Raw genomic sequence first — 21,263 nt, 5'->3', positions numbered from 1 at the left:
CCTAATAGACTAACCCAGATGCTAAAATGCAGAAGGCTTTTGAATAAATCAAGGATTGCAGACAAAAAGCTATTTTAATCAAAAAGTAAAAGCAGTTCCAACAGCAGCAGCGATAGTAAGGATCAGAATAATAACCCCGGTAAAAAGGGATTTTGCTACTATCAAAGTGATGACGGGTAACCGTTTTCGTTCTCTCTGGTAATTTATGCGCCAGTCTTGAAACTAAATTATCGATAAGCTCGGTTTGCACTTCCTGATTAAAAGATTGAGGCTGTTGCCCGAACATTGCTTTAATTTCTTCAAAATGCACCGTATAATCAGGCAATTTTATCATTCAATGCAAATTCACCAACAAGCGCGACCATAACCTGGCCATGTTCAAACCGCTCTTCATGCGAATTTAATTCGTGGTTCAATGCAATAAGAACACAGATTAAGATATCGGATGGAATGTCTTTGACGAAATCCGACTTTGATTTTGTCCCATTCGGAAATAGATCCTTATATCCTGCAACTGTACTTGGACATATCATAAAGCACTTCTGATTTTTGTAGCCGCCCTGGTAAATACTTAAGGAATCGCTGATAACCGACTCCATTTTTTAATAATTATCTTGCGGTGGATAATTGTAAAGATATGATATTAAGGAGCAAAAGAGCAGCGCTAGATTTTAAACAGGATATCAGCATGATGGCCCATGAGTTCGGTTATGAATGTGGTTATTTAAATAAATATCTCCTGGATTCAATTGCTCTGGTTGACAAGGCTGCTTTTCTGTCAGATGATGCTAAAATCTATTCAATGGAAGCTGACAACTACTTTTGGAGTGTAAACCATAATTTTTATTTCAGTTGTTCATATATCTCGATGTTAATGCAGATTGCCGAAGACTTGGTTAATCAATACATTGGGCATCTGGATTTATTATTGGCTAGTGAAGCGTTGAACAGAAAGATTAATAAGAAGAGTTATTATGAAAAGGTCAAAATTTCTCTGGAACAGAATTTTGATTTAAAAATCAAATCAAAATGGTGGGATGAGTTGATCAAACTTTATCAGGTTAGGAATGCATTCGTTCATCAAAACGGGGCGCTTGACCATAAATACCCTGATCGGGTTAATGCAATCCTCGAGGTGTCAAGAAAATATCGAGGAATTGAAGTCATAAGTAACAGGATTTGGATTGACCAGAATTTCTGCAAGGATGCCTTGAAGATATTTGAAAATTCGATAAGCGACCTTTTTAAGGAAACGAATGCGCATATTAACCTTTTAAAAAAGTCACTCTAGCAGGCATGATAAAATATAATAACCTGGTCATAGATAAGCTAGGTGATATTACCAATGGTACACTTGAATCCTCTAGACTCGCGGTGGGTCTAAGCGAGGAGGAATTCCGGAAGCTGCTTAGCGAACAAAACAAGGATATATTCGAGATGATTGATGATACATTGTCTGATTTTATACTTAACCAGATCGATCAGGATTATATACATACATGGCTAAAAGGAACAGCGAAAAACCAGCAGACAATAGTAAAAGAGTTTCCAGATTTCTTCCGGTATTATTTCATTTTTGTTCACGCTGCTAATAAAATCTTTGGCCGGATTGAAGAAGAAACGACTGGTACAACTGCCGACATAAAGGAAATCATTTTATTTTGTATGCTTGGAAATGTGTGCAGGATGGCAGATGAAATAGGCGTTGTACTAACCAATGGTTCAACAAAGGCGGCACTATCTTTATGGAGGGTTTTTTACGAATATGCCGTGGTTGGTGTTTTTTTAATGCGGCATGATTCTGAAGAATTGTACCAACGGTATGCTGACCATGGGCAAAAGAATGTTGATAAGCAAAAAAATAGCTTCATCAAGCACTTTGAAGAGCTAAAGTTTCCACCGCTAACGGATTCAGCTATTCAGGATATTGAATTACGATCAGCGGAATTAAAGGAGAAATATGGGAATGATTTTTTGGGAGAATATGTATGGGCAAAACTCATATTTGGTGATGATAAAAAGCGGGTTAACTTTTTTGATATTGAATTGAATGCCGGAATGAGCCGCTATAGACCTTTTTACATATGGGCTGGCGGCGTTGTCCATCCGACCTATAATTCGATGACCGACTATTTCGACAAGGAGGGCAAGCTTATTATTGGTGACATTACACGGCAAAAACTGGATCTGCACTCTTACATTGATCCAGCGCAACTTACATTGGTAATTTTTTATTCGTTTTTGGATTATTTTCTATATCGATACTCGTCTGATGGAGAATATGATACCAATGTCTTACTGTTAAGGAAAATCATTGAACGATTAAAACGGACTTTCCCCCAAAAAGTGGATTAATTAAATACGATTAGGCGGGGGGAAGTGTCTTTTTCTGTTTTTTGTTAAAGCCTTTTCGGTATTTTCGTAATAACTAAAGCAATTATATGAAGTATGATATAAATGATTTCATTTTGAAATACCAAGATGCTGATTTTCTTACACTGATAGTCGAAGTTACAAAAGAGGTTCAACATTTGGATGCGCGTTACATGCGACTTAAACGAAATGAATATGATGAAGGACTAGGCTATTATCGGGACCATGTTGGAGATTTTTTATTTTATTTGAATTCTGGAATGGTGCCGGCTGGTATTAAGCTAACCGGATTGCAAAAATTTCTACCAATTATTGAAAACTTAGTAAATAAGGGTCAGTTTAAACCTGAGGCATTAAATGTATTTAAATAGCTCTATAAAAGACCAATTTGTATTAAAATGAACATCCATTTATTTTATATCACAATACATGAAGTGTAAGTGTCCCTAAAAATCCAACGGTTTAGAACTGGACAGAAATGCTTAGTTTTAAATAGGGAATGAAAAAGACACGGTTTACCGAGACACAGATTGTAAGAGCCCTCAAAGAGGGAGAAGAAGGCAGAAAGACAGAAGACATCTGCAGAGAACTAGAGATCAGCAAAGCGACTTTTTACAATTGGAAAAGTCGTTACGGAGGCATGGAAGCCCCGGACGTTAAACGGCTAAAAGAGCTTGAAGAAGAAAATGCCCGCTTGAGAAAGATGTTTGCCGACCTGAGCCTGAACCACGAAATTCTCAAAGAAGTCATCACAAAAAAAGGCTGGGGCTCCGGGAACAAAAACAGTTAACCCAGGAGATTATCCAGGATCACGGTTTAAGTATCACCGGAGCCTGCATGCTAACGGGCATGTGCCGCTCTCAATAGTATTATACCAGCAAAAAGGACAGTGCTGTAATTAAGGCCCCGGATGAGCTATCTGCCAAGCATCCGGTCTATGGTTTCCGTAAGTTATACGCTTATTCAATTATCTCATTCTTTGAGAAGCGAAGGTCTCACGTTTATTTCACCAGTCAAGAGCTTTCACGGCATAAAGTCTCCTTCCTTCGTCAGTCCGATTTATTCCATGTTCTCTTGACAGGCTCATGCACTTAGGAGGAGAGCGGCTTAACAAAGGAATGGTGTAGGAGTTTTTGAAAGAGGTATGTATTATATCTCTTGAGCAGTTTGTGCAATTATAACATCAACTACTTTATCATCTTACTATGAGATAGATATACCAAAAATTTGCATGAATTTTAAATAAAAATATTTACACTTTGTAAAATATTAACACTATTTTTGTGTTAGGGAAAGTATGAACAGGCTTGAGGAATTAAAAAAGCATCTTAAAAGAGGCCAGGTGTATCGGCGGGATGATTTAGCCAAGTGGTCTAAATCAGTTGATCGGCATCTTGATGCTCTTGTTGAGGAAGATACACTTCAAAAACTTTCTCAGGGCTTATACTATTACCCGAAATTAAGTGCCTTTGGTAAAACTCCACCGGAGGAAGAGGTGTTAATACGAAGCTTTCTTAAAGATGATAGGTTTCTGCTTACTTCGCCAAGCTCTTATAATAGTTTAGGGGTTGGTACTACTCAGCTGTATAATGAAAGAACCGTATACAACCATAAACGGCACGGTGAATTCAAACTAGGGAACAGGAAGTTCTCCTTTCGCATGAAGCCACACTTTCCGAGTAAAGTAACCAAAGAATTCCTGTTGGTTGACCTGGTAAATAACCTTGAAACTCTTGCCGAAGATCCGACAGAAGTATTACAAAACATAGCTTTAAAGGTCCGTACAATGGACACCAAAAAGTTGAAACGCTATGTGTCTCAATATGGAAATGCCAAGGCAAAGAAAATATTAACTCCATTATTAGAGTCCCCAGCCAAACAGGATGTCTCTTAGTTATTTGCATGATCGAAGAGACTTCCCTGAGCTATTGCGCATACTCGAGGATGAGTCAGGTATCCTGGCGACGTTAATTGAAAAAGATTACTGGCTGATGCATGTTTTGTACGGCCTGAAAGGCCAAGGATTTAGCTTTGAACTAAAGGGCGGGACCTCGCTGTCTAAAGGATTCAAGGTAATACATCGTTTTTCTGAAGATATTGATATTCATATCACTCCTCCAAAGGGCTTCGGAATCAATGAGAATCCTAAAAACAACAAGCCGAATAATGTTAAGGCCCGCAAAGAATTTTATGACTGGCTGGCTAAAACCATTAAAATAGATGGTATTGTTTCCGTTGAGCGGGACGTGGCTTTTGACGACCCGGAAAATTACCGTAGCGGAGGCATCCGGTTACATTATGAAACCACAACCTCTGCGATTGAAGGCATAAAAGAAGGCATACTATTAGAAGCAGGATTTGACACGGTAACTCCTAACCAAAGTATAACAATCAGTTCATGGGCATATGACAAAGCAAGTGAAACAGAATCTATCAAGATTGTCGACAACCGCGCAATGGATGTTAGTTGCTATCATCCCGGCTATACGTTTGTAGAAAAGCTTCAGACCATTGCAACTAAGTTTCGCCAGGAACAGGAAGATGGAACGCAAAAGCCCAACTATATGCGGCAATACTATGACGTATACTGTCTTTTAGAACATCCGCAGGTATTGGACTTCATAGGTACTGCTGAGTATAACGCACATAAAGAAACCAGGTTTCCAAACAAAGATCTTGAGATTCCTATAGCGGAGAATGAGGCGTTTTTTCTTTCACAGCCTCAACAACGTGCGGAATTTAGAAAACGATACGAACTTACGAGGGCGTTGTATTATAGAGGACAACCGGATTTTGATGAGGTATTAGGCCGGATAAAAGGGGTTATCGAAAAATTATAACATAGTCGTACAGCTTCTCTTCAAATAGGGGCTCAATCATGTACATGCTGCAAGACATTTCCTTCTATGTTTTTCTTGTCTATCCAAACCTTCACTACCCATCCTGCACAAAGAGTAAAAATAAGCAGGCCCAATCCCATACAAAAGAGAATATCAGAAGTTGTATGTTCCAGAAAGCGTCGACTAAATCCAAGAGATCCCAACCCATACCATCCACAGGTAGAAACATACAAAAATCCGAAGGTGAGTTTTTTAGATTGTTCGGTATACCTCGCTATTAATGCTCGAGACCTAAATCTACGAGCCCTAAACAGGTCTTGCAAGGTCCCGATCAGCTTGAGATTAGATGCTTCGGATTAAGCTATCTTAAAAACAAAAAGGCTCAAATCTTATGATCTGAGCCTTTTTGTTTTTTTTGACCTATGGTTTGCGGAGAGTTAGGGATTATTTCATTGATCTCTTGGAGGGAGGCTTCATATCAAATGCTTGTCGCTCCGCTCGCCCTAAACAAAAAATGCCACCCTTTTGGGTAGCATTTGATTTGGCGGAGAGTTAGGGATTCGAACCCCAGGACCTGTTACAGTCAACAGTTTTCAAGACTGCCGCAATCGACCACTCTGCCAACTCTCCGCGACAAAAGTACAAATAGTCACTTCATTTGCAAACTCAAAGTTGGGATTTTTTGGTAAACTGAAATAACCAGCTAAAAATAAGTTCATTAATTTTTGAAATCCTCTGGTAAAGGGGAGGGTTTTAGTTTCTGACGCCTTTTTCCAGCTTCATTTTGGCGATGATATAGTCGTAAGCGACGTTCAGGTAGTTGTTTTTTTCCAGCTGATAGGCATAGTTGCTCTTGGAGAGATCGCCGATAAGGAGGCGGCCATTCTCGTACTGCTGCTGTGCAATGCGGTACGTATCTGCAGCCAGGTCATAGTTTTCTTTTGATCTCAGGTATTTCTTTTCGAGGATGGCAATATCCCTTGTTGCCTGCAATCTTTCCAGTTCATTCTTGTTTTGCTGAGAGAGATAGGACAGGCGGTTTGATTCGGTTTGGAGACGGATCTCTGCCAGCTTCTTCGATCGTTCCAGGCCCTCTGTGATCGGCAGACGGACACCGAGGTTGATGAAGCTGTTTCCGTGCCAGTTGTTTCCTTTGAATATCTCAAACCTGTTATCGAAGTAGTTGGCCCCGTAATAAGCCTTTAGGATGATACTGGGAAGATAGCCTGCTTTCGTACTGCTGAGTTGGGTGTTTAGCAGGTCTGCTTCCTGTGTGAGCTTCCTTAAGGCGATACTCTCAGCTGATGGTGCGGGACTTTGCTGATAGGATCTGAACAGGATTTCGATATCGTCTGTTAATTCGAGCCCGGCTTCGTCAGATGGGGGATAGCCCATTGTCACCATCAGCTCGGCCTGTGCTTGCTTCCAGATCTTTTGAGCTTCTTCGAAGTTGTTCTTTGCGTTGTTGAGATCCGCCTTCACCTTGTTAAGGTCTGTTTGCATCAGTCGACCGGCGTCGAATTGCTCCCTGCTCATTTTCCAGACGGTGTAGTTATTCAGCGTATCTGCGGCGGCCAGTTTCAGCTGTTCTGCTGCTATGATTGCTGCTGCATAGGCTTCGTCCAGATTATAGCTCAGATCAATTTCTTCTGCTTCTTTCTCGGTCTGGCGGATCTGGGTTTGCAGGCGGGCTTCTGCCAGTTCTGTTCTTTTTTGCGGGTTGAAGATATTCAGTTCGGCGTTAACACCTGTATTGGAGGTCCACTTGGTTGTAAAACGGAGCGGGATCAGCTCTCCTTCGGGCGCGTCTGGCCTGAAGGCGTTTGCCGGTACGGGTGTTACCGGAATGATCAGATTGCGCTGCATATTGAAATCGCTGTAGATCAGGGGGACGCGCCTTAAGCGCGCCTGATCTGCCTGGGCCTTTGTTATACTCACCTCGAGTTGTTTGATCTGGAGATCAGGATTGTTTTTCAGGGCAATGGCACGCGCTTCCTGCAGGGACAAGCGCAGCGGGGAAGTGGGCGTTTGTGCCTGAACAAGAGCTGAAAGCAGCAGACCTGCAAGTACCAGTATTCTTTCTTTCATCTGTTTTCGAGTTAAAATATGGAAGCGGGTTCCAGTCGGCTTATTTTAATGACCGCGAACAGGGATCCCCCCACGGACATAAATAAAGTAAATCCGAAAAGCAATAGCGACAGCGGCCAGTCAAATTCGAGCGTTAAGCTGGAGTTGGATACTGCAGCCTTGAAGGCAAGCAATAATGCGAAGGCAATACTGAAGCCGATGAGGGCAAACAAAAAGGCCTGCGTCAGGATCAGCCTGGAGACATAGCCATTAGTAGCGCCAATTGCTTTCAGTGTTCCGTAGTCGACGAGCCTGTCTAATGCTGAGGAATATAGGGTGAGCCCAATTATAAAGAAGCCGCTGATCGTGGCGAAGACGATTAGCGAGCCGAAGCTTACGCCCATATTCGAAGAGATAAGGATCTTGGAGTAGGTCGACTTCTTTAGCTTTTCTGCGTTCCAGGCCTTTACTCCGTAGAATGTTGCGTTAATGCGGTCGATGACCATCTGAGGATCGGCACCGGGTTTTACTTTGACGACGATGGCGTTCACCTTGTCGGGAGGCAGATCAGCGAAATACCGTACATTATCCAGGCTGGTGTACATGTTGTCGCCACCAAAACGCTGGGCATTCCGGGTAATGACCCGCGCTACTGCAAGTTTCTTGTTCAACTCAAACGTTTGCCCTTTCTCTGCAGGAATGCCAAAGCTTTTGGCATTGAAGTATTCGAGACTCACGGAACTGCTTTGCACCAGGTCGCTTAGTTTCCCTGCGACAACGCGGGAGGGGTGTGGCCCTGCTACGAATACAGGTCCGTCGCTTCCGACCAGGTTGACTGCTCCTGTCTTTCCATTTGGCAGTGTAAGACTGGCATTGGTGACGAGGATACTCTGGCTGCTGGCTACGCCGTCAATGCTTTTGATCTCCTGTGCAATGCGGCTGTCGATGCGGCTTAGGACGTTGACATTTTTGGTGACATTATCGATCACCCAGATATCGCCGGGCTCTCCATTGGAGTTTTCTATCAGTGCTGTCATCAGACTGGTCAGGAAACGCAGGGTGGCCAGCTGCTGGCCGATGAGGAAGATGCTGATAACGATGCCCACCAGGATGCCTATGCTCTTGGGGCGGTCAAACTTGATGAATTTAAATGCGGTTACGATCATGGTTGTGATTTTACCTGAATGGTGCATTCAACTTTATGGTTGATTAGCAGCGGGTCATTGGACTTGAACTCCACTTTAAATTCACGTACCCTGCGGTCCTGCGCTTCCGCTGTGGTTTCATATAGAATCGATTTGTCGGATAGTACCGGAGAGAGGAAGATGACCTTTCCTTCGCCTATTGTGTTTTTGCCTCCGATATACCGGACGGACACGGACTGGCCGACTGCTACCCGGTTGGCGAACATCTCATCAATCTCTCCATGCAGCACCAATTTCCCATGCGGGGCCAGGGTGGCAAAAGGCGCAAAGGCCTGTAAGGAGGAACCTAGCTTGGCATCCATACTCACGATGAGGCCGTCTTGCATGGCTGTGATGGTCTTATTGCCGGAGGCTACCTGCGACTGGTTCAGCTGTGTGCGGATCGTCTGGATCTGGCTGCGACTTGCGCGCGCTTTATTCCTGGCGCTTTGCAGGTTGGCCAGTATGACGTCGCGCTCTTTTCTTTTTTCCTCTACGTTCTGTCTTGTTTCGGCACCGGTCTGAACCAGGCGCTCACTGACGCTAAGATCGCGCTCTTTCTCTTTTAGTTCGGCTATATATTGGTCCACATTAGCCTGATCTGCTGCAGCCTGTGCCTGCTGTGTGCTGATCTCCTTTCTGAGCACCTCGCTCGAGAGCTGTTCGTCTTCTGCGTCGAGTAACAGGATCACGTCGCCTCTTTTGACCGTATCTCCTTCCTGTTTCTTGATTGCGATAATGTTACCACTCGCGTTGGAAGAAAGTTCAACTAGTCCTCCTTCAGGCTCCACCTTCGCAATTGCCGAGACCGTTGATACGTTCTCTGGTCGCGACAGGGAATCAAGCCGGGCTTTCTCGAGTTGTTCCTCTTCTTTCTTATTTCCGCCGCAGGAGGCCAGGATGGAGATCCCTGCGATCACCAATACGGTTCTGTGCATAGACTTATTTATAAGCTTCTTCATCTTTTAGTTTATCGGATACTTTACCTTCTTCAACATATATGATCCGGTCAGCAAAAGGTCTCAGCCGCAGATCGTGAGTGACCACGACAACGGCCTTTCCTCCGGCAGCCAGTTGCTTCAGGTCTTCCATTACGAGGGAGGCACTTTTGGCATCGAGGGAAGCTGTGGGTTCATCACAGAGAATGATGGCAGCGTCGGTGACGAGAGCCCTTGCGATGGCAACCCGTTGCTTTTGTCCTCCGCTCAGTTTTTTAGGCAGGTTGTTCTTGCGGTCGAGCATGCTGACCTTCTCAAGTGCTGCGAGTGCTTTTTCTTTTGCCTGTTTCTTCGACTCTCCCCGGAGGAGCAACGGCTGCATTACGTTCTCGAGCGCTGTGAGAGGATTCAGGAGATTGAAATGCTGAAAAACAAAGCCTATATTGTTCAGGCGGATGTGGGCAAGCCTTTTCTCCGGGAGCTTTGTTACGTCTGTGCCCTGAATGATCACGTCGCCACTGGTCGGATAGATTACACAGCCGATCAGCGAGAGCAGGGTGGTCTTACCAGAGCCAGATGGACCCATGATCAGCGTCAGTCTGTTATTCTCGATGTCGATTGAGGTGTTGTCAAGCGCTACAATCGTTGTATCACCCGTTTTATACTCTTTTTTTGCTCCTCTCAGCGAGGCAATTACTTCCATGGAAATTAGGTAAATTGTATTAGTGTAAAGTAAATATTACGCCGAATTGTTCATCCCTGGTCTGAAGTTAACAGTGAGTTAACATGCGAGGCCTAATTTAGCGATTAATAAACTATAGAGATGAAACAGCTGTCCGGGTTCCTGATAATGATGATTCTCGCCTCCTGTGGCGGTGAGAACCGGGCTATAAAGGTTAAGGGTTCAGATACAGAGGTGAACCTTGCGGTGAGTCTTGCAGAAGCATTCTACAAAGTTGATGATGATTACAGTCTGGCGATTTCAGGAGGTGGTTCGGGACTTGGAATTGCTTCCATCATCAACGGGCAGGCTGACATTGCCAACTCTTCGCGGCCATTGAGCAAGTCTGAGTTAGAGATGTTCAGGCAAAAGGGCATAAAGATCCGGACGGTGGTATTTGCAGAAGATGCCACTGCGATCATTGTCAACAAAGACTTTCCCCTGGATTCTATGGATGTAGCCACATTGGGTAAGATTTTCGATGGGACCTATAAGAGCTGGAAGCCCGTAACGGGGCAGGACATTCCGGTTACGCTTTACGGGCGGCAAAGCAATTCAGGCACGCATTCTTTCATTAAGAAGAAGCTGGATATCCGCTTTAGTCCCGAAGCAAAGGAGATGAACGGCAGCGCTCAGATACTGGGCAGCGTGAAGAGTGATGACACAGGCATAGGCTACATAGGCGCCGGCTACCTGATGCAGACGGAAGATCAGTCGGCCGTCAAAGCCCTCAGGATCTATGAGAAGGCAGGCGAACCGGCTATTTCACCCATGGATGAGAATGCTATTCAGGAAGGGCGGTATTTCCTGCAGAGGCCTCTGTATCAGTTTATCCCCGAAAGCTCCTGGGAAAAGGTCTCTGCCTTTATAGCCTTTGAAAAGGGGGCAAGAGGACGGGCAATCATTCAGAAATCAGGCTACTATGTCGTAAATGATTAAAGATACAGATGAAACTATCACAACGTGAACGGATCGACTTCGGAATGAAAGTGATCTTCAGAGTAACTGGACTTCTGGTAATTGCTGTATTGGGAGGCATTTTCTTTATGCTGATCTGGAATAGCAGCGCTTTCTTCTCCGAGGTAAAGCCCTGGGATTTCATCACAGGAACGCAGTGGAACCCTTCAGGTGATTCGATAAGCTACGGGATCCTGCCTCTTCTTACCAGTACGTTTATCGTTACTGTAGGGGCGATGGCGATCGCTATTCCTATAGGGATCGGAACCGCAGCATTCCTTTCTGAATATGCGGGCCGACGACTCAAAAATATATTAAAGCCTGCAATAGAAATGCTGGCTGCGATCCCGTCTGTTGCGATCGGATTTCTGGGAATCGTTATTCTCAGTCCCGGACTGGCCAATATTGCAGGTTTATCTAATGGATTAAATGCACTGAACGGGGCTATTCTATTAGCTGTCATGGCTTTGCCCACAATTATCACCGTTACCGAAGATGCGCTTCAGGGCGTGCCACATTCGTTTAAGGAAGCGAGCTATGGTGTGGGCGCGAGCAGGTGGCAGACGCTGACGAAGGTTGTCATTCCTTCTGCTGCACCGGGGATCCTGGCTGCGGTCATGCTCGGGGTTGGAAGAGCAATCGGGGAGACCATGACCGTGCTGATGGCAACCGGAAATGCTGCTGCCTTCCCGAAAGGGTTCTTCCATTCCGTCAGGACGATGACAGCGACGATCGCTATTGAGATGGGCGAGGTTCCTTTTCAGACAACGCATTATTATGCGCTCTTTGCCATTGCAGCGGTGCTGTTTCTGATCACGCTGGTGGTGAATGTGGTCGGAGAGTATTTTGTAAATAAGTTCAGGAAATTCCATTCATCATGATGAAACGATTTACACCGATAATAGAATGGGGAACGCTGCTGCTGAGCACCGGGACAGTCTGTTTCTTTTTGATCGTGATCCTTCTGGATCTGACTATCAAGGGTCTACCAGCGATCTCCTGGGAGTTTGTAAGCACCTTCCCAACAGAGGGGATGACGAAGGGGGGAGTGCTCCCGGCCATCATCGGCACTGTTATGCTGACGCTGATTACCGCAATTGCTGCCGCACCTTTTGGTATTTGCTGCGCGATCTATCTGAATGAATATGCAGCTGAGACCTGGATCACCAAGCTGATCCGGGCATCGATAAGAAATCTCGCGGGTATCCCCTCGATCATTTACGGCCTGTTCGGTCTGGCGCTTTTTGTCCAGGGTCTTGGAATGGGTACCTCACTGCTGTCGGCCGGCCTCACCTTAGGTCTGCTTTCGCTACCCTATATTATTACGACAACGGAAGAAGCCTTACGGCGGATTCCCAATAGTACAAGAGAGGCGGCGCTGGCCATTGGAGCTACTCAGTTTGAGTCGATCCGCGATGTTGTACTTCCTTCGGCATTGCCGGGAATACTGACGGGACTGGTGCTGACGCTGTCGCGCGCTGCCGGTGAGACTGCGCCGATCCTGTTTACGGGTGTGGCCTTTTACATTAACAATCCAGGCGGTTTCCTGAACCAGGAGTTCATGGCCTTGCCGTACCACCTGTATATGTTGTCTACGCAGCACCATTCCATTGACGAAGTACGTCCGCTGGCTTATGGTACCGCGCTTGTACTGGTTGCAGTTGTATTCCTCCTGAACCTGACCGCTTTTTATATACGCTATAAACATAATAAGAATGAACGGAGAGCACATTAAGTTGTCTGCAAGCGGAGTGAACCTTTGGTTTGGCAGCAAACAGGTATTGAAGAACATTGATGTCGCTTTTCCTGAGCACCAGGTAACGGCATTGATCGGCCCTTCAGGATGCGGAAAGAGCTCATTGCTGCGTGCATTTAATCGAATGCACGATCTGTCGTCTAATGCCAGGATCGAGGGAAAGTTCTGCCTGGAAGATCAGGATCTTTACGATCCCCATATTTCTGTAACACGTGTGCGGAGCCGGATCGGTATGGTTTTCCAAAAGGCCAATCCCTTCCCGAAGAGTATATATGAAAATATAAATTACGGATTAAAGATTAACGGTTACCCCAAAGAGCAAAGGGCCGGCATCGTGGAGAAGGCATTGACGGAAAGCTATCTTTGGGATGAGGTAAAAGACGAGTTGCACAAGCCCGCTATTACATTGTCGGGCGGTCAGCAGCAGCGACTGTGTATCGCGCGGACTGTGGCTTTAAGGCCTGAGGTGATCCTGATGGATGAGCCTTGCTCGGCTCTTGACCCCCTGAGTACGCTGAAGATCGAAGACCTTATTCAGAAGCTGAAGAAGAAGTACACGATCGTCATTGTGACGCATAATATGCAACAGGCGCAGCGTGTAGCCGATAAGACTGTGTTTATGTATCTGGGCGAGATCATAGAGCAGGGTAATACAGATGACGTATTTAATCATCCGAAAAACGAGTTGACCGGTAACTATGTGCTTGGACGTTTTGGATAGTTGGGAGGTGTCTTCTTATGGATATGAACGGCGGTCTCCTCGTCTTTGAAGGTGTTGAAATGAGGCCTCACAATTTTGATGCTTCGCTTGGAGAGGTCGATGCTTGCATTCAGCTCGAAGCCAATGAGTATGACCAGGGAGTTGAGAAACATCCAGATCATGATGACGATGAGCGTGCCGATGGAGCCGTACACTTTATTGTAGTTGCCGAAGTTGTTGATGTAATAGGTAAAGCCCCAGGAGATGAGGATAGTGAGCAGGGTAGCCAGCCAGGCACCGGGACTGAATAGCTTCCATTTTTTAGGATTTGCTGGAGCATAGCGGTAGATGACGCTGATGGTAAGAAAGTAGACGATCATCAGGATCAGCCATCTCGTTCCGGCAATGATGTATACCCAGATCCAGTCTGTCCCCTCGAAAGACAAGCGGGACTGTACTTTGGCAATGATGTACTCACCTGCGGTGATGACGGACAGACCCAATACGAGACCCAGTACAATGACGAAAGTAAGGGTAATGGCTACGATACGCTGCTTTATCCAGCCGCGGGTTTCCATTTGCAGGGAGGACTTATTGAATGCCGCCATGAGGTTCGTCACTCCGTTTGTGGCAAAGAAGAGCGCGGCGAAAAAACCGAAGGAGAGCAAGCCACCATTTTGCTTTTTGATGATATCTTCAAGGGTCGACTGAACCGCCAGATAGGCGTTGGAGGGCAGTACCATCTCGATAAGCGCCAGCAGCTTTTCCTGGAATCCTTCTACGGGGATATACGGAATAAGCGTAAAGAGAAAGATTATGCCCGGGAAAACCGCCAGCAAGAAGTTATACGCAAGGGCGGAGGCTTTGTTGACCAGAGAATCGCGACCGATCTCCTGAAAGAAGAAGCTGCCGATAGTATAAATGGGTAAAGGACTGAATACGGGGAATACGGCCGTCTTTGTCCATTCAATAAACCTGTTGTAGGGTTTGAACTTCAGTAGATAATGCTGTACTCCCGGCATTGTTAGTTTTCAAAAAAGGGTTTCATTCTGGACTGAAAATCTTCAGGCGGCAAGCACGGGCGGTTTCTTTTCATATCCACAAAGGCGAGGGTTGTTTCGCCAACGTGGATGAACTCCTCCTGCTCGTTGTAAAATTCATATTTGAAATGGATGCGCACGCCCGGCATTTTAGCGACGATAGTCCTGATCAGGAGCTCTTCATCGTATCTCGCCGGCTTGATGTATTTGCAGTTCATCTCGAGCACGGGCATCATGATTCCGGATTCTTCCATAGAACGGTAGGTCATACCCAGGCTGCGGAGCATTTCCACACGGGCAACCTCGTAGAACTCGGCATAGTTTCCATAATACATATAACCCATCTGATCCGTCTCACCGTAACGCACCCGCACTCTGGTTTCGTGTGTAAACATTATCTTTTGATATTGCGTTCGTTCAAAGCCTGCTGGAACCTCCTGGCGTTAGCCTGATGTTCGGCCACCGTCACTGCGAAGTTATGGTATCCTGAAAAGTCCTCCTTGGCACACATGTAAATATAATTATGTTTCTCGTAATTGAGGACGGCGTCGATGGCGTTAATGCTGGGCATCATGATAGGGCCCGGAGGCAATCCCGCATAGACGTATGTGTTGTAAGGTGAATCTTTTGTGAGGTGACGGTTGAGCACGCGGCGAATAGTAAAGTCCTCATTTGCATAGATGACCGTAGGGTCAGCTTGCAGCTTGATTCCTCTCTTGTAGCGGTTAAGATAGAGTCCGGCTATCGTAGGCATTTCTTTATCATGCAGCGCTTCCGCGTCGACGATAGCAGCAAGGATACTCACCTGGATTGGTGTCATGTTCAGCGCCTTTGCCTTATCAAGTCTCTCTTTGTTCCAAAACTTCTGGTATTCATCATACATCCGCTTGAAGAACGACTCCGCGCTGATGTTCCAATACATGTTATAAGTATTCGGGATGAACATGGCGTAGACATTCTCCTTATTGAAGCCGTACTTGCTGACGAACTGCGCGGAATCAAGTAAGTTAATCAGCGTGGTGGAATCAGGTTCAATCTGCTTAGAGACATAAGCCGCAAAGTTTTGCTTCAGACGGAGGCCGCGAAACCGCATACTCACTTCCTCCTGGTTTCCTGCTTTCAGCATGTTAATCAGGGCGCGGTTGCTCATTCCATCCTCAAGACGGTATTTACCCGGTTTTACGGCAAGCGGATAGTCCATATTCTGTGCTACCCACAGGAATACGATGGAGTCTTTTACAATTTCTTTTTCACGGATGGTGGCATAAACATCATCGAATGATGAGCCTGTCTTGATGTACAGATACTTCTCGTTATCTGTGACACTTTTCCCCATATAGCGGAGGTAATAGTTGAACATGGTTATACCGAGAATAACCACAACGATCAATGCAAAGGCAATCAGGAATTTCTTAAACGGAGAGAGCCCTTTCTTTTTTTCTTCAGTCATGTTTTTTTAGGAATGCTTAAAAATTACTGCGGATCATCTTATTCAACAGGTGCGGGGTCGTTAGACAGAACCATGTCGACTGATGTTCCTATTGCCACTTTAGACAGAGAATCGCTAACGGTGGGATATTGTTTGATGATCCTTGCGTTTACGCTATCCGTGACAGCTCCTTCGTAGTAAATGGAGCCGGGATTCAACGATGAGCCTTTGAGGGCGAAGATCGCTTCGGGTAGAGACAGGCCTACGAGGTTTGGAAGATCGACTTCTGAAGCCCCCTTGCCGTCACCAAGCACCATGGCGATAGAGGAACCTTTCGGAACCGGGTCACCCTTCCTGATGGTCTTGCCTCTGAAGGAGACCTCCAATACGCGGTCGCGCATAATGTCGGAGGTATATGATGTGTCGGCGATTTTGATGCCGTAATTGCTGAGGACAGCCCTTGCTTCGAGGTAGCTCATGTTGAAGATGTCGGGGAAGCCGACATCAGGGGCATTCAGCGTAATAATGGTGAGGTAAATAGTTCGATTCAGCTTCACATTCGTACCTGCGTCAGGGTCCTGTTCGACCACCATGCCTGGTGTACGGTCTATCTGATAAACCGAATCAATCTGATATCGCAGGCCTTGTTCTTCCAAGAGGGCAATCGCTTGTCCTACTGGCAGACCTTGCAATTTAGGTACGCCAACGCCCTCACCGTGACGGGTATAGAAGCGGAGGCAAAAGAAAATCAGCAATAGAAAAGCGAAGACGGATACAATCGCGATGATCAGGTTTTTACGAAATGTAGATGTCTTAAGGTATGATAAAAGCTTGCTCATGAATCAAAATCTTTGGCAAAGATGGCTAAACTTAAATAAAAAAGCGGATTTTAAAATATATTTGAACCATGAAGAATACCATTGCTCTGGTTACCGGGGGTTTCACCGGTGAATCGTACGTTTCATTTAAAAGCGCTGCAGTAATCGAACAGAACATCGATCGCGAGAAATTTGATGTATATACCGTCGTGATAACCCAGGAGAGCTGGTATTATGTTGATGAAAACGCGGTGAAGCACCCCATAGATAAGAACGATTTTTCTATCGTTCTAAACGATTCGGTTATCCGTTTTGATGCGGTATTTATTGGATTACACGGTTCGCCGGGTGAAGATGGCAAATTGCAGGGCTATTTTGATATGTTGGGCATACCTTACAATACTTGTGATGCACTTACCTCAGCAATTACGATGAATAAAGGTTATACCAAAGCGATTGTAGCCGGGATCCCCGACCTGAACGTAGCGCGTTCGCTGCAGGTGTTCTCTCATACTCCCGTTTCAGCAGAGGAGATCCTGAGTCAGCTCAATCTGCCGCTGTTTATCAAGCCGAACAATGGCGGAAGCAGTATTGGTATGAGCAAAGTGAAGACCGCAGAAGAACTTCCTGAGGCGTTAGCACGGGCATTTCAGGAAGATACCCAGGTGCTGATTGAAGAGTTTGTGTCAGGCAGAGAGTTTTCTATCGGCGTTTATCGCGGCAAAGAAGGCATTCAGGTGCTTCCATGTACAGAGGTGATCACAGATCGGGAGTTCTTCGACTTCGAAGCAAAATATACCCCCGGAGCTACTGAGGAGATTACTCCCGGAAGGATGAACGATGAGGAACTCGAAAGGGTGGAGCGCGTTATCAAAGCGGCCTATAGTAAACTGAATTGCGCTGGGGTAGTCAGGATTGACTACTTCCTGGAAGAAGGTACAGGTAAGTTCTTCTTTATCGAGGTGAACACTGTTCCGGGACAAACGGAGACCAGCTTTATTCCGCAACAGGTGCGGGCAGCTGGAAGAACAATAAAAGACTTTTATACCGAGTTGATCGAGGTGAGCCTGGGAGCTTCTAAATAAGCTGGAAGCTTCTAAATAGAATAGCGTTCGATCATTTGCGGACTGACTTTAGCACTGCGTCCTGATTTAATATCGATCAGGACGTAGTCGAACCAACCGTCGCAGCAGAGCTTTCCTGTCTTTTTGTTTTTGATGGTGAAGGCTACTTTGCAGCCGCGTTCCTGAAGTTCGCTGATACCGGTTTCAACAATGAACGAGTCGCCCAACGTAAGCGGCCGCTTATAGTCGACGTATGCTGTTTTGACCACCCAGCCGAACCCCTGGCTCAGGAATTCTTCCATGGACATTTTATAGAACTCTTCCATCTGTTCGTAGCGGGCTGCCAGTACATAATCAAAGTATTTGCTGTTATGAACGTGGTTAAACATGTCGATGTCGTCAGGACGAACCTTGAACACGGTTTGGAACTTGCTATAGGAGTGAGTCTGCTGCATATATATAATGGAAGTATGCAAGCAAAATTGGGCTATTTAATCAATAAATAAAAATGTCGGCAGAGGGTAAGGGTGCTCTTGTATTTAAATATTGGAATTTAAAGTAATTAAGACTACCTTTGCGGCACTATTCACAAAATTAAAAACGCTTTAATATTATTCAGGTAATGTATTTAAGTAAAGAAAACAAGGCAGAGATTTTTGCCAAACATGGAAAAGGAGCAACTGATACTGGTTCTGCTGAAGGACAGGTTGCATTATTCACTACTCGTATCGCTCATTTAACCGGGCATTTGAAGAAGAACAGAAAAGATTTTTCTACTCAGTTAGCTCTTCAGAAACTTGTAGGAAAGCGTCGCGCATTACTTGCTTATTTGTTTAAGAAAGATATTACCCGCTACCGTGCGATTATCAAAGCTTTAGAATTAAGAGATATCATCAAATAATTCATAATCCAAAAATTAAAAAGCCATTCGCTGATGTGAATGGCTTTTTTTATTTTATTTTTGCATCAAATAAAATAAATACATTCCAAATGTACCTCAAAGAGGAAAGGTACATTGCAATGACGACAAAATGAGTTACAATCTAATTAAGAAATCTTTCGATTTAGGCGATGGTCGCACAATCGAAATTGAATCAGGTAAACTAGCCAAGCAAGCCGACGGTTCTGTAGTAGTTAAGATGGGAGACACCATGTTACTTGCTACTGTAGTATCATCAAAAACAGCAAAAGAAGGCGTTGATTTTCTTCCTTTGTCTGTAGACTACCAGGAAAAATACGCTGCAACAGGACGTATACCAGGAGGATTCCTTCGTCGTGAAGCGCGTCTTTCTGATTACGAAGTCCTTATTTCCCGTTTAGTGGATCGTGCATTACGTCCGATGTTCCCTGAGGATTATCATGCAGACACGCAGGTGATGATCTCTTTGATCTCTGCAGATAAGAACATTATGCCAGACTGCCTTGCAGGCCTTGCTGCATCTGCTGCTCTCGCTGTTTCTGACATTCCGTTTAACGGTCCGATTTCAGAGGTTCGCGTAGCGAAGATCGACGGACAGCTTGTTATCAATCCTTATTTAAGCGATCTGAGCCGTGCATCACTTGATTTCATCGTTGCTGGTTCTGAGAACGACATCACGATGGTTGAGGGAGAGGCAGACGAGATCTCTGAGGAAGAAATGATCGAAGCAATTGAGTTCGCTCACCGCGCCATCAAAATTCAGGTTCAGGTACAGAAAGAAATGACTGTAGAAGCTGGAAAGACTGAGAAGCGTGTATATTCACATGAACACAGTAACCCTGAGTTGAGAGAGCGTGTTTTCGCTGAGACTTATGAGCAGGTATATGCTGTAGCAAAATCAGGCGTGTCTAAACATGAGCGTTCCGATAAATTTGCGGAGATTCAGGACGTGTTTGTTGCTTCTCTTGGAGAAGATGCAGACGACGTTACAAAGTCTCTTGCTAAAAAATATTTCCACGATGTGCAGTACGATGCGGTTCGTAACCTGATCCTGGATGAAGGAATCCGCCTGGATGGTCGTGACGTACGTACAGTTCGTCCGATCTGGAGCGAAGTTGGCTACCTGCCTGCTGCTCACGGTTCTGCTGTATTCACACGTGGTGAGACTCAGTCTCTGACGTCAGTAACTTTGGGTACGAAGTTAGATGAGCAGATGATTGACGGAGCATTCTTTAATGGCTACCAGAAATTTATTCTTCATTATAACTTCCCTGGATTCTCTACCGGAGAGGTGAGACCGAACCGCGGTGCTGGTCGTCGTGAAATTGGTCACGGTAACCTGGCTCAGCGTTCATTGAAGAAGGTTATGCCTGCTGATGAGGAAAATCCATATACAGTACGTGTAGTTTCAGACATTCTGGAGTCTAACGGTTCATCATCTATGGCAACTGTTTGCGCGGCTACGCTTGCGTTGATGGATGCGGGTGTGAAATTGAAAGCACCTGTTTCAGGTATCGCTATGGGTCTTATCACTGACGAGAAGACTGGTAAATACGCCGTTCTTTCTGACATTCTGGGCGATGAAGATCACCTGGGAGATATGGACTTTAAGGTTACTGGTACAGACAAGGGTATCGTTGCCTGCCAGATGGACTTGAAGATCAATGGATTGAGATGGGAAGTGTTAAGTGCTGCTTTAGCACAGTCTAAAGAAGGACGTCTGCACATCCTGAATGAGATCAAGAAAACGCTTGCGGAGCCTAATCCTGAGCTTAAACCTCATGCACCAAGAATCGAAGTGCTGAGAATTGACAAGGAATTCATCGGTGCTGTAATTGGGCCAGGTGGAAAGATCATCCAGGAGATGCAGCGTGAGACGAATACAACTATCACGATCGAAGAAAAAGACAACCAGGGTGTGATCAGCATCTTTGCTCCAGGCAAGGAAGCGATTGATAAAGCTGTTAAGCGTATCAGAGCGATCGTTGCTAAGCCTGAAGTAGGAGAGATCTACGAAGGTAAGGTGAAGTCAATTATGCCTTTCGGTGCTTTCGTAGAGATCATGCCAGGTAAAGACGGATTGCTGCATATTTCTGAAATCGACTGGAAACGTTATGAGTCTATGGACGGTATCTTCCAGGTTGGTGATGAAGTAAGAGTTAAACTTCTGGAAGTAGATAAGCAGGGTAAACTGAAGCTTTCAAGAAAAGCACTTTTGCCACGCCCTCCAAGAGAAGATAAGAAGCCAGCAGCTTCTGAGTAATCTCAGGAATTTGAGTAAACTCACTGATAAATATTAAGAGCCGCTTGCAAAAGCGGCTTTTTTTGTGCCTTTCAGGGTCTGAACACGATGATCGTCATTATTTTAGGTCAGCTTGATCGCTCTAAACAGTTCTTTTTTTTGTACAGGGTGTATTCCCTGTTGCTCAATGGAGTTGCATAGAAAGGACTTTTTCC

22 protein-coding genes, 1 tRNA gene and 1 pseudogene are annotated in these 21,263 nt (G+C 45.2%); 13 read left to right on the top strand and 11 right to left on the bottom strand.

Features of this window, described 5'->3' with window-relative positions; translation table 11 throughout:
• Position 1 precedes the first annotated feature (1 nt).
• Positions 2 to 334: a hypothetical protein gene (locus ACO1NU_RS04045; RefSeq protein WP_448817179.1), complete on the bottom strand. Its 333-nt coding sequence runs from the start codon at positions 332 to 334 to the stop codon at positions 2 to 4.
• 303 nt (positions 335 to 637) lie between these two features.
• Between ACO1NU_RS04045 and ACO1NU_RS04040 the strand changes: the two genes are divergently transcribed.
• The 6 genes and pseudogenes from ACO1NU_RS04040 to ACO1NU_RS04015 all read left to right on the top strand — a co-directional run bounded on the left by ACO1NU_RS04040 (position 638) and on the right by ACO1NU_RS04015 (position 5,213).
• Positions 638 to 1,291, top strand: coding sequence for a hypothetical protein (locus tag ACO1NU_RS04040; RefSeq protein WP_448817178.1), 654 nt, complete (start codon positions 638 to 640; stop codon positions 1,289 to 1,291).
• 5 nt (positions 1,292 to 1,296) lie between these two features.
• Complete coding sequence (locus ACO1NU_RS04035) at positions 1,297 to 2,355, top strand: DUF5677 domain-containing protein (protein ID WP_448817177.1); 1,059 nt, start codon at positions 1,297 to 1,299, stop codon at positions 2,353 to 2,355.
• An 86-nt stretch (positions 2,356 to 2,441) separates the two neighbouring features.
• Positions 2,442 to 2,744 carry a hypothetical protein gene (locus ACO1NU_RS04030; protein WP_448817176.1) on the top strand — a complete coding sequence of 101 codons (303 nt, stop codon included), beginning with the start codon at positions 2,442 to 2,444 and terminating at the stop codon, positions 2,742 to 2,744.
• A gap of 128 nt (positions 2,745 to 2,872) precedes the next feature.
• Positions 2,873 to 3,125, top strand: a pseudogene (locus ACO1NU_RS04025) (transposase); the annotation flags it as partial.
• Positions 3,126 to 3,670: 545 nt separating this feature from the next.
• Entirely contained in the window at positions 3,671 to 4,267 is a 597-nt protein-coding gene (locus tag ACO1NU_RS04020) for a DUF6088 family protein (RefSeq protein WP_448817175.1), read from the top strand.
• The gene (locus tag ACO1NU_RS04015; RefSeq protein WP_448817174.1) at positions 4,257 to 5,213 is read left to right on the top strand and encodes a nucleotidyl transferase AbiEii/AbiGii toxin family protein; all 957 of its coding nucleotides are present in this window, start codon (positions 4,257 to 4,259) and stop codon (positions 5,211 to 5,213) included. The genes ACO1NU_RS04020 and ACO1NU_RS04015 overlap by 11 nt, the downstream gene beginning before the upstream one ends.
• A 542-nt stretch (positions 5,214 to 5,755) precedes the next feature.
• Here the strand turns inward: ACO1NU_RS04015 and ACO1NU_RS04010 are convergent.
• The 5 genes from ACO1NU_RS04010 to ACO1NU_RS03990 form a co-directional block, all read right to left on the bottom strand.
• Positions 5,756 to 5,843, bottom strand: a tRNA-Ser gene (locus tag ACO1NU_RS04010).
• 123 nt (positions 5,844 to 5,966) lie between these two features.
• Positions 5,967 to 7,301, bottom strand: a complete 1,335-nt coding sequence (locus tag ACO1NU_RS04005; RefSeq protein WP_448817173.1) for a TolC family protein — start codon at positions 7,299 to 7,301, stop codon at positions 5,967 to 5,969.
• An 11-nt stretch (positions 7,302 to 7,312) separates the two neighbouring features.
• Positions 7,313 to 8,446 carry an ABC transporter permease gene (locus ACO1NU_RS04000; protein WP_448817172.1) on the bottom strand — a complete coding sequence of 378 codons (1,134 nt, stop codon included), beginning with the start codon at positions 8,444 to 8,446 and terminating at the stop codon, positions 7,313 to 7,315.
• On the bottom strand, positions 8,443 to 9,426 hold the full coding sequence (locus ACO1NU_RS03995) for an HlyD family secretion protein (protein WP_448817171.1): 984 nt from the start codon (positions 9,424 to 9,426) through the stop codon (positions 8,443 to 8,445). Before ACO1NU_RS03995 ends, ACO1NU_RS04000 begins: the two co-directional genes overlap by 4 nt.
• Positions 9,407 to 10,105: an ABC transporter ATP-binding protein gene (locus ACO1NU_RS03990; protein WP_448817170.1), complete on the bottom strand. Its 699-nt coding sequence runs from the start codon at positions 10,103 to 10,105 to the stop codon at positions 9,407 to 9,409. The genes ACO1NU_RS03995 and ACO1NU_RS03990 overlap by 20 nt, the downstream gene beginning before the upstream one ends.
• Before the next feature lie 120 nt (positions 10,106 to 10,225).
• Between ACO1NU_RS03990 and ACO1NU_RS03985 the strand changes: the two genes are divergently transcribed.
• Genes ACO1NU_RS03985 through pstB form a run of 4 tightly spaced genes read left to right on the top strand, consistent with a single transcriptional unit; the run spans position 10,226 to position 13,557 of the window.
• Positions 10,226 to 11,062, top strand: coding sequence for a PstS family phosphate ABC transporter substrate-binding protein (locus ACO1NU_RS03985; protein ID WP_448817169.1), 837 nt, complete (start codon positions 10,226 to 10,228; stop codon positions 11,060 to 11,062).
• A gap of 8 nt (positions 11,063 to 11,070) precedes the next feature.
• Entirely contained in the window at positions 11,071 to 11,961 is an 891-nt protein-coding gene (gene pstC, locus ACO1NU_RS03980) for a phosphate ABC transporter permease subunit PstC (RefSeq protein ID WP_448817168.1), read from the top strand.
• Positions 11,958 to 12,815 carry a phosphate ABC transporter permease PstA gene (gene pstA, locus ACO1NU_RS03975; protein WP_448817167.1) on the top strand — a complete coding sequence of 286 codons (858 nt, stop codon included), beginning with the start codon at positions 11,958 to 11,960 and terminating at the stop codon, positions 12,813 to 12,815. The genes pstC and pstA overlap by 4 nt, the downstream gene beginning before the upstream one ends.
• Positions 12,796 to 13,557: a phosphate ABC transporter ATP-binding protein PstB gene (gene pstB, locus ACO1NU_RS03970; RefSeq protein WP_448817166.1), complete on the top strand. Its 762-nt coding sequence runs from the start codon at positions 12,796 to 12,798 to the stop codon at positions 13,555 to 13,557. Before pstA ends, pstB begins: the two co-directional genes overlap by 20 nt.
• Here pstB and ACO1NU_RS03965 read toward each other — a convergent pair.
• The 4 genes from ACO1NU_RS03965 to ACO1NU_RS03950 are packed head-to-tail and all read right to left on the bottom strand — an operon-like array spanning position 13,533 to position 16,844.
• Positions 13,533 to 14,558 (bottom strand): YihY/virulence factor BrkB family protein, encoded by a 1,026-nt coding sequence (locus ACO1NU_RS03965; protein ID WP_448817165.1) that lies wholly within the window; start codon positions 14,556 to 14,558, stop codon positions 13,533 to 13,535. The genes pstB and ACO1NU_RS03965 overlap by 25 nt on opposite strands.
• A gap of 2 nt (positions 14,559 to 14,560) precedes the next feature.
• Positions 14,561 to 14,971, bottom strand: coding sequence for an acyl-CoA thioesterase (locus ACO1NU_RS03960; protein WP_448817164.1), 411 nt, complete (start codon positions 14,969 to 14,971; stop codon positions 14,561 to 14,563).
• The gene (mltG, locus tag ACO1NU_RS03955) at positions 14,971 to 16,026 is read right to left on the bottom strand and encodes an endolytic transglycosylase MltG (RefSeq protein WP_448817163.1); all 1,056 of its coding nucleotides are present in this window, start codon (positions 16,024 to 16,026) and stop codon (positions 14,971 to 14,973) included. The genes ACO1NU_RS03960 and mltG overlap by 1 nt, the downstream gene beginning before the upstream one ends.
• A 38-nt stretch (positions 16,027 to 16,064) precedes the next feature.
• On the bottom strand, positions 16,065 to 16,844 hold the full coding sequence (locus ACO1NU_RS03950; RefSeq protein ID WP_448817162.1) for a PASTA domain-containing protein: 780 nt from the start codon (positions 16,842 to 16,844) through the stop codon (positions 16,065 to 16,067).
• A gap of 68 nt (positions 16,845 to 16,912) precedes the next feature.
• Here ACO1NU_RS03950 and ACO1NU_RS03945 point away from each other — a divergent pair, with 68 nt between their 5' ends.
• Positions 16,913 to 17,908: a D-alanine--D-alanine ligase gene (locus ACO1NU_RS03945; protein WP_448817161.1), complete on the top strand. Its 996-nt coding sequence runs from the start codon at positions 16,913 to 16,915 to the stop codon at positions 17,906 to 17,908.
• Positions 17,909 to 17,919: 11 nt separating this feature from the next.
• On the opposite strand, the gene ACO1NU_RS03940 is transcribed toward ACO1NU_RS03945, so the two are convergent.
• Positions 17,920 to 18,342, bottom strand: coding sequence for an acyl-CoA thioesterase (locus ACO1NU_RS03940; RefSeq protein WP_448817160.1), 423 nt, complete (start codon positions 18,340 to 18,342; stop codon positions 17,920 to 17,922).
• Positions 18,343 to 18,509: 167 nt separating this feature from the next.
• On the opposite strand from ACO1NU_RS03940, the gene rpsO reads away from it, so the two are divergent.
• Together rpsO and pnp are read left to right on the top strand one after the other, a co-directional pair.
• Positions 18,510 to 18,788 (top strand): 30S ribosomal protein S15, encoded by a 279-nt coding sequence (gene rpsO, locus ACO1NU_RS03935; RefSeq protein WP_448817159.1) that lies wholly within the window; start codon positions 18,510 to 18,512, stop codon positions 18,786 to 18,788.
• Between the two features lie 130 nt (positions 18,789 to 18,918).
• Entirely contained in the window at positions 18,919 to 21,069 is a 2,151-nt protein-coding gene (gene pnp, locus ACO1NU_RS03930) for a polyribonucleotide nucleotidyltransferase (RefSeq protein WP_448817158.1), read from the top strand.
• Positions 21,070 to 21,263: the final 194 nt, after the last annotated feature.

The organism is Arcticibacter sp., from assembly GCF_053551015.1.
Note: the sequence above shows the minus strand (reverse complement) of the source record. Positions and strands in the feature narration are given on the sequence as shown.

Coding starts and splice junctions, on each gene's coding strand:
- ACO1NU_RS04045 (WP_448817179.1), bottom strand. CDS start 334: ATGATAAAATTGCCTGATTATACGGTGCATTTTGAAGAAATTAAAGCA.
- ACO1NU_RS04040 (WP_448817178.1), top strand. CDS start 638: ATGATATTAAGGAGCAAAAGAGCAGCGCTAGATTTTAAACAGGATATC.
- ACO1NU_RS04035 (WP_448817177.1), top strand. CDS start 1,297: ATGATAAAATATAATAACCTGGTCATAGATAAGCTAGGTGATATTACC.
- ACO1NU_RS04030 (WP_448817176.1), top strand. CDS start 2,442: ATGAAGTATGATATAAATGATTTCATTTTGAAATACCAAGATGCTGAT.
- ACO1NU_RS04020 (WP_448817175.1), top strand. CDS start 3,671: ATGAACAGGCTTGAGGAATTAAAAAAGCATCTTAAAAGAGGCCAGGTG.
- ACO1NU_RS04015 (WP_448817174.1), top strand. CDS start 4,257: ATGTCTCTTAGTTATTTGCATGATCGAAGAGACTTCCCTGAGCTATTG.
- ACO1NU_RS04005 (WP_448817173.1), bottom strand. CDS start 7,301: ATGAAAGAAAGAATACTGGTACTTGCAGGTCTGCTGCTTTCAGCTCTT.
- ACO1NU_RS04000 (WP_448817172.1), bottom strand. CDS start 8,446: ATGATCGTAACCGCATTTAAATTCATCAAGTTTGACCGCCCCAAGAGC.
- ACO1NU_RS03995 (WP_448817171.1), bottom strand. CDS start 9,426: ATGAAGAAGCTTATAAATAAGTCTATGCACAGAACCGTATTGGTGATC.
- ACO1NU_RS03990 (WP_448817170.1), bottom strand. CDS start 10,105: ATGGAAGTAATTGCCTCGCTGAGAGGAGCAAAAAAAGAGTATAAAACG.
- ACO1NU_RS03985 (WP_448817169.1), top strand. CDS start 10,226: ATGAAACAGCTGTCCGGGTTCCTGATAATGATGATTCTCGCCTCCTGT.
- pstC (WP_448817168.1), top strand. CDS start 11,071: ATGAAACTATCACAACGTGAACGGATCGACTTCGGAATGAAAGTGATC.
- pstA (WP_448817167.1), top strand. CDS start 11,958: ATGATGAAACGATTTACACCGATAATAGAATGGGGAACGCTGCTGCTG.
- pstB (WP_448817166.1), top strand. CDS start 12,796: ATGAACGGAGAGCACATTAAGTTGTCTGCAAGCGGAGTGAACCTTTGG.
- ACO1NU_RS03965 (WP_448817165.1), bottom strand. CDS start 14,558: ATGCCGGGAGTACAGCATTATCTACTGAAGTTCAAACCCTACAACAGG.
- ACO1NU_RS03960 (WP_448817164.1), bottom strand. CDS start 14,971: ATGTTTACACACGAAACCAGAGTGCGGGTGCGTTACGGTGAGACGGAT.
- mltG (WP_448817163.1), bottom strand. CDS start 16,026: ATGACTGAAGAAAAAAAGAAAGGGCTCTCTCCGTTTAAGAAATTCCTG.
- ACO1NU_RS03950 (WP_448817162.1), bottom strand. CDS start 16,844: ATGAGCAAGCTTTTATCATACCTTAAGACATCTACATTTCGTAAAAAC.
- ACO1NU_RS03945 (WP_448817161.1), top strand. CDS start 16,913: ATGAAGAATACCATTGCTCTGGTTACCGGGGGTTTCACCGGTGAATCG.
- ACO1NU_RS03940 (WP_448817160.1), bottom strand. CDS start 18,342: ATGCAGCAGACTCACTCCTATAGCAAGTTCCAAACCGTGTTCAAGGTT.
- rpsO (WP_448817159.1), top strand. CDS start 18,510: ATGTATTTAAGTAAAGAAAACAAGGCAGAGATTTTTGCCAAACATGGA.
- pnp (WP_448817158.1), top strand. CDS start 18,919: ATGAGTTACAATCTAATTAAGAAATCTTTCGATTTAGGCGATGGTCGC.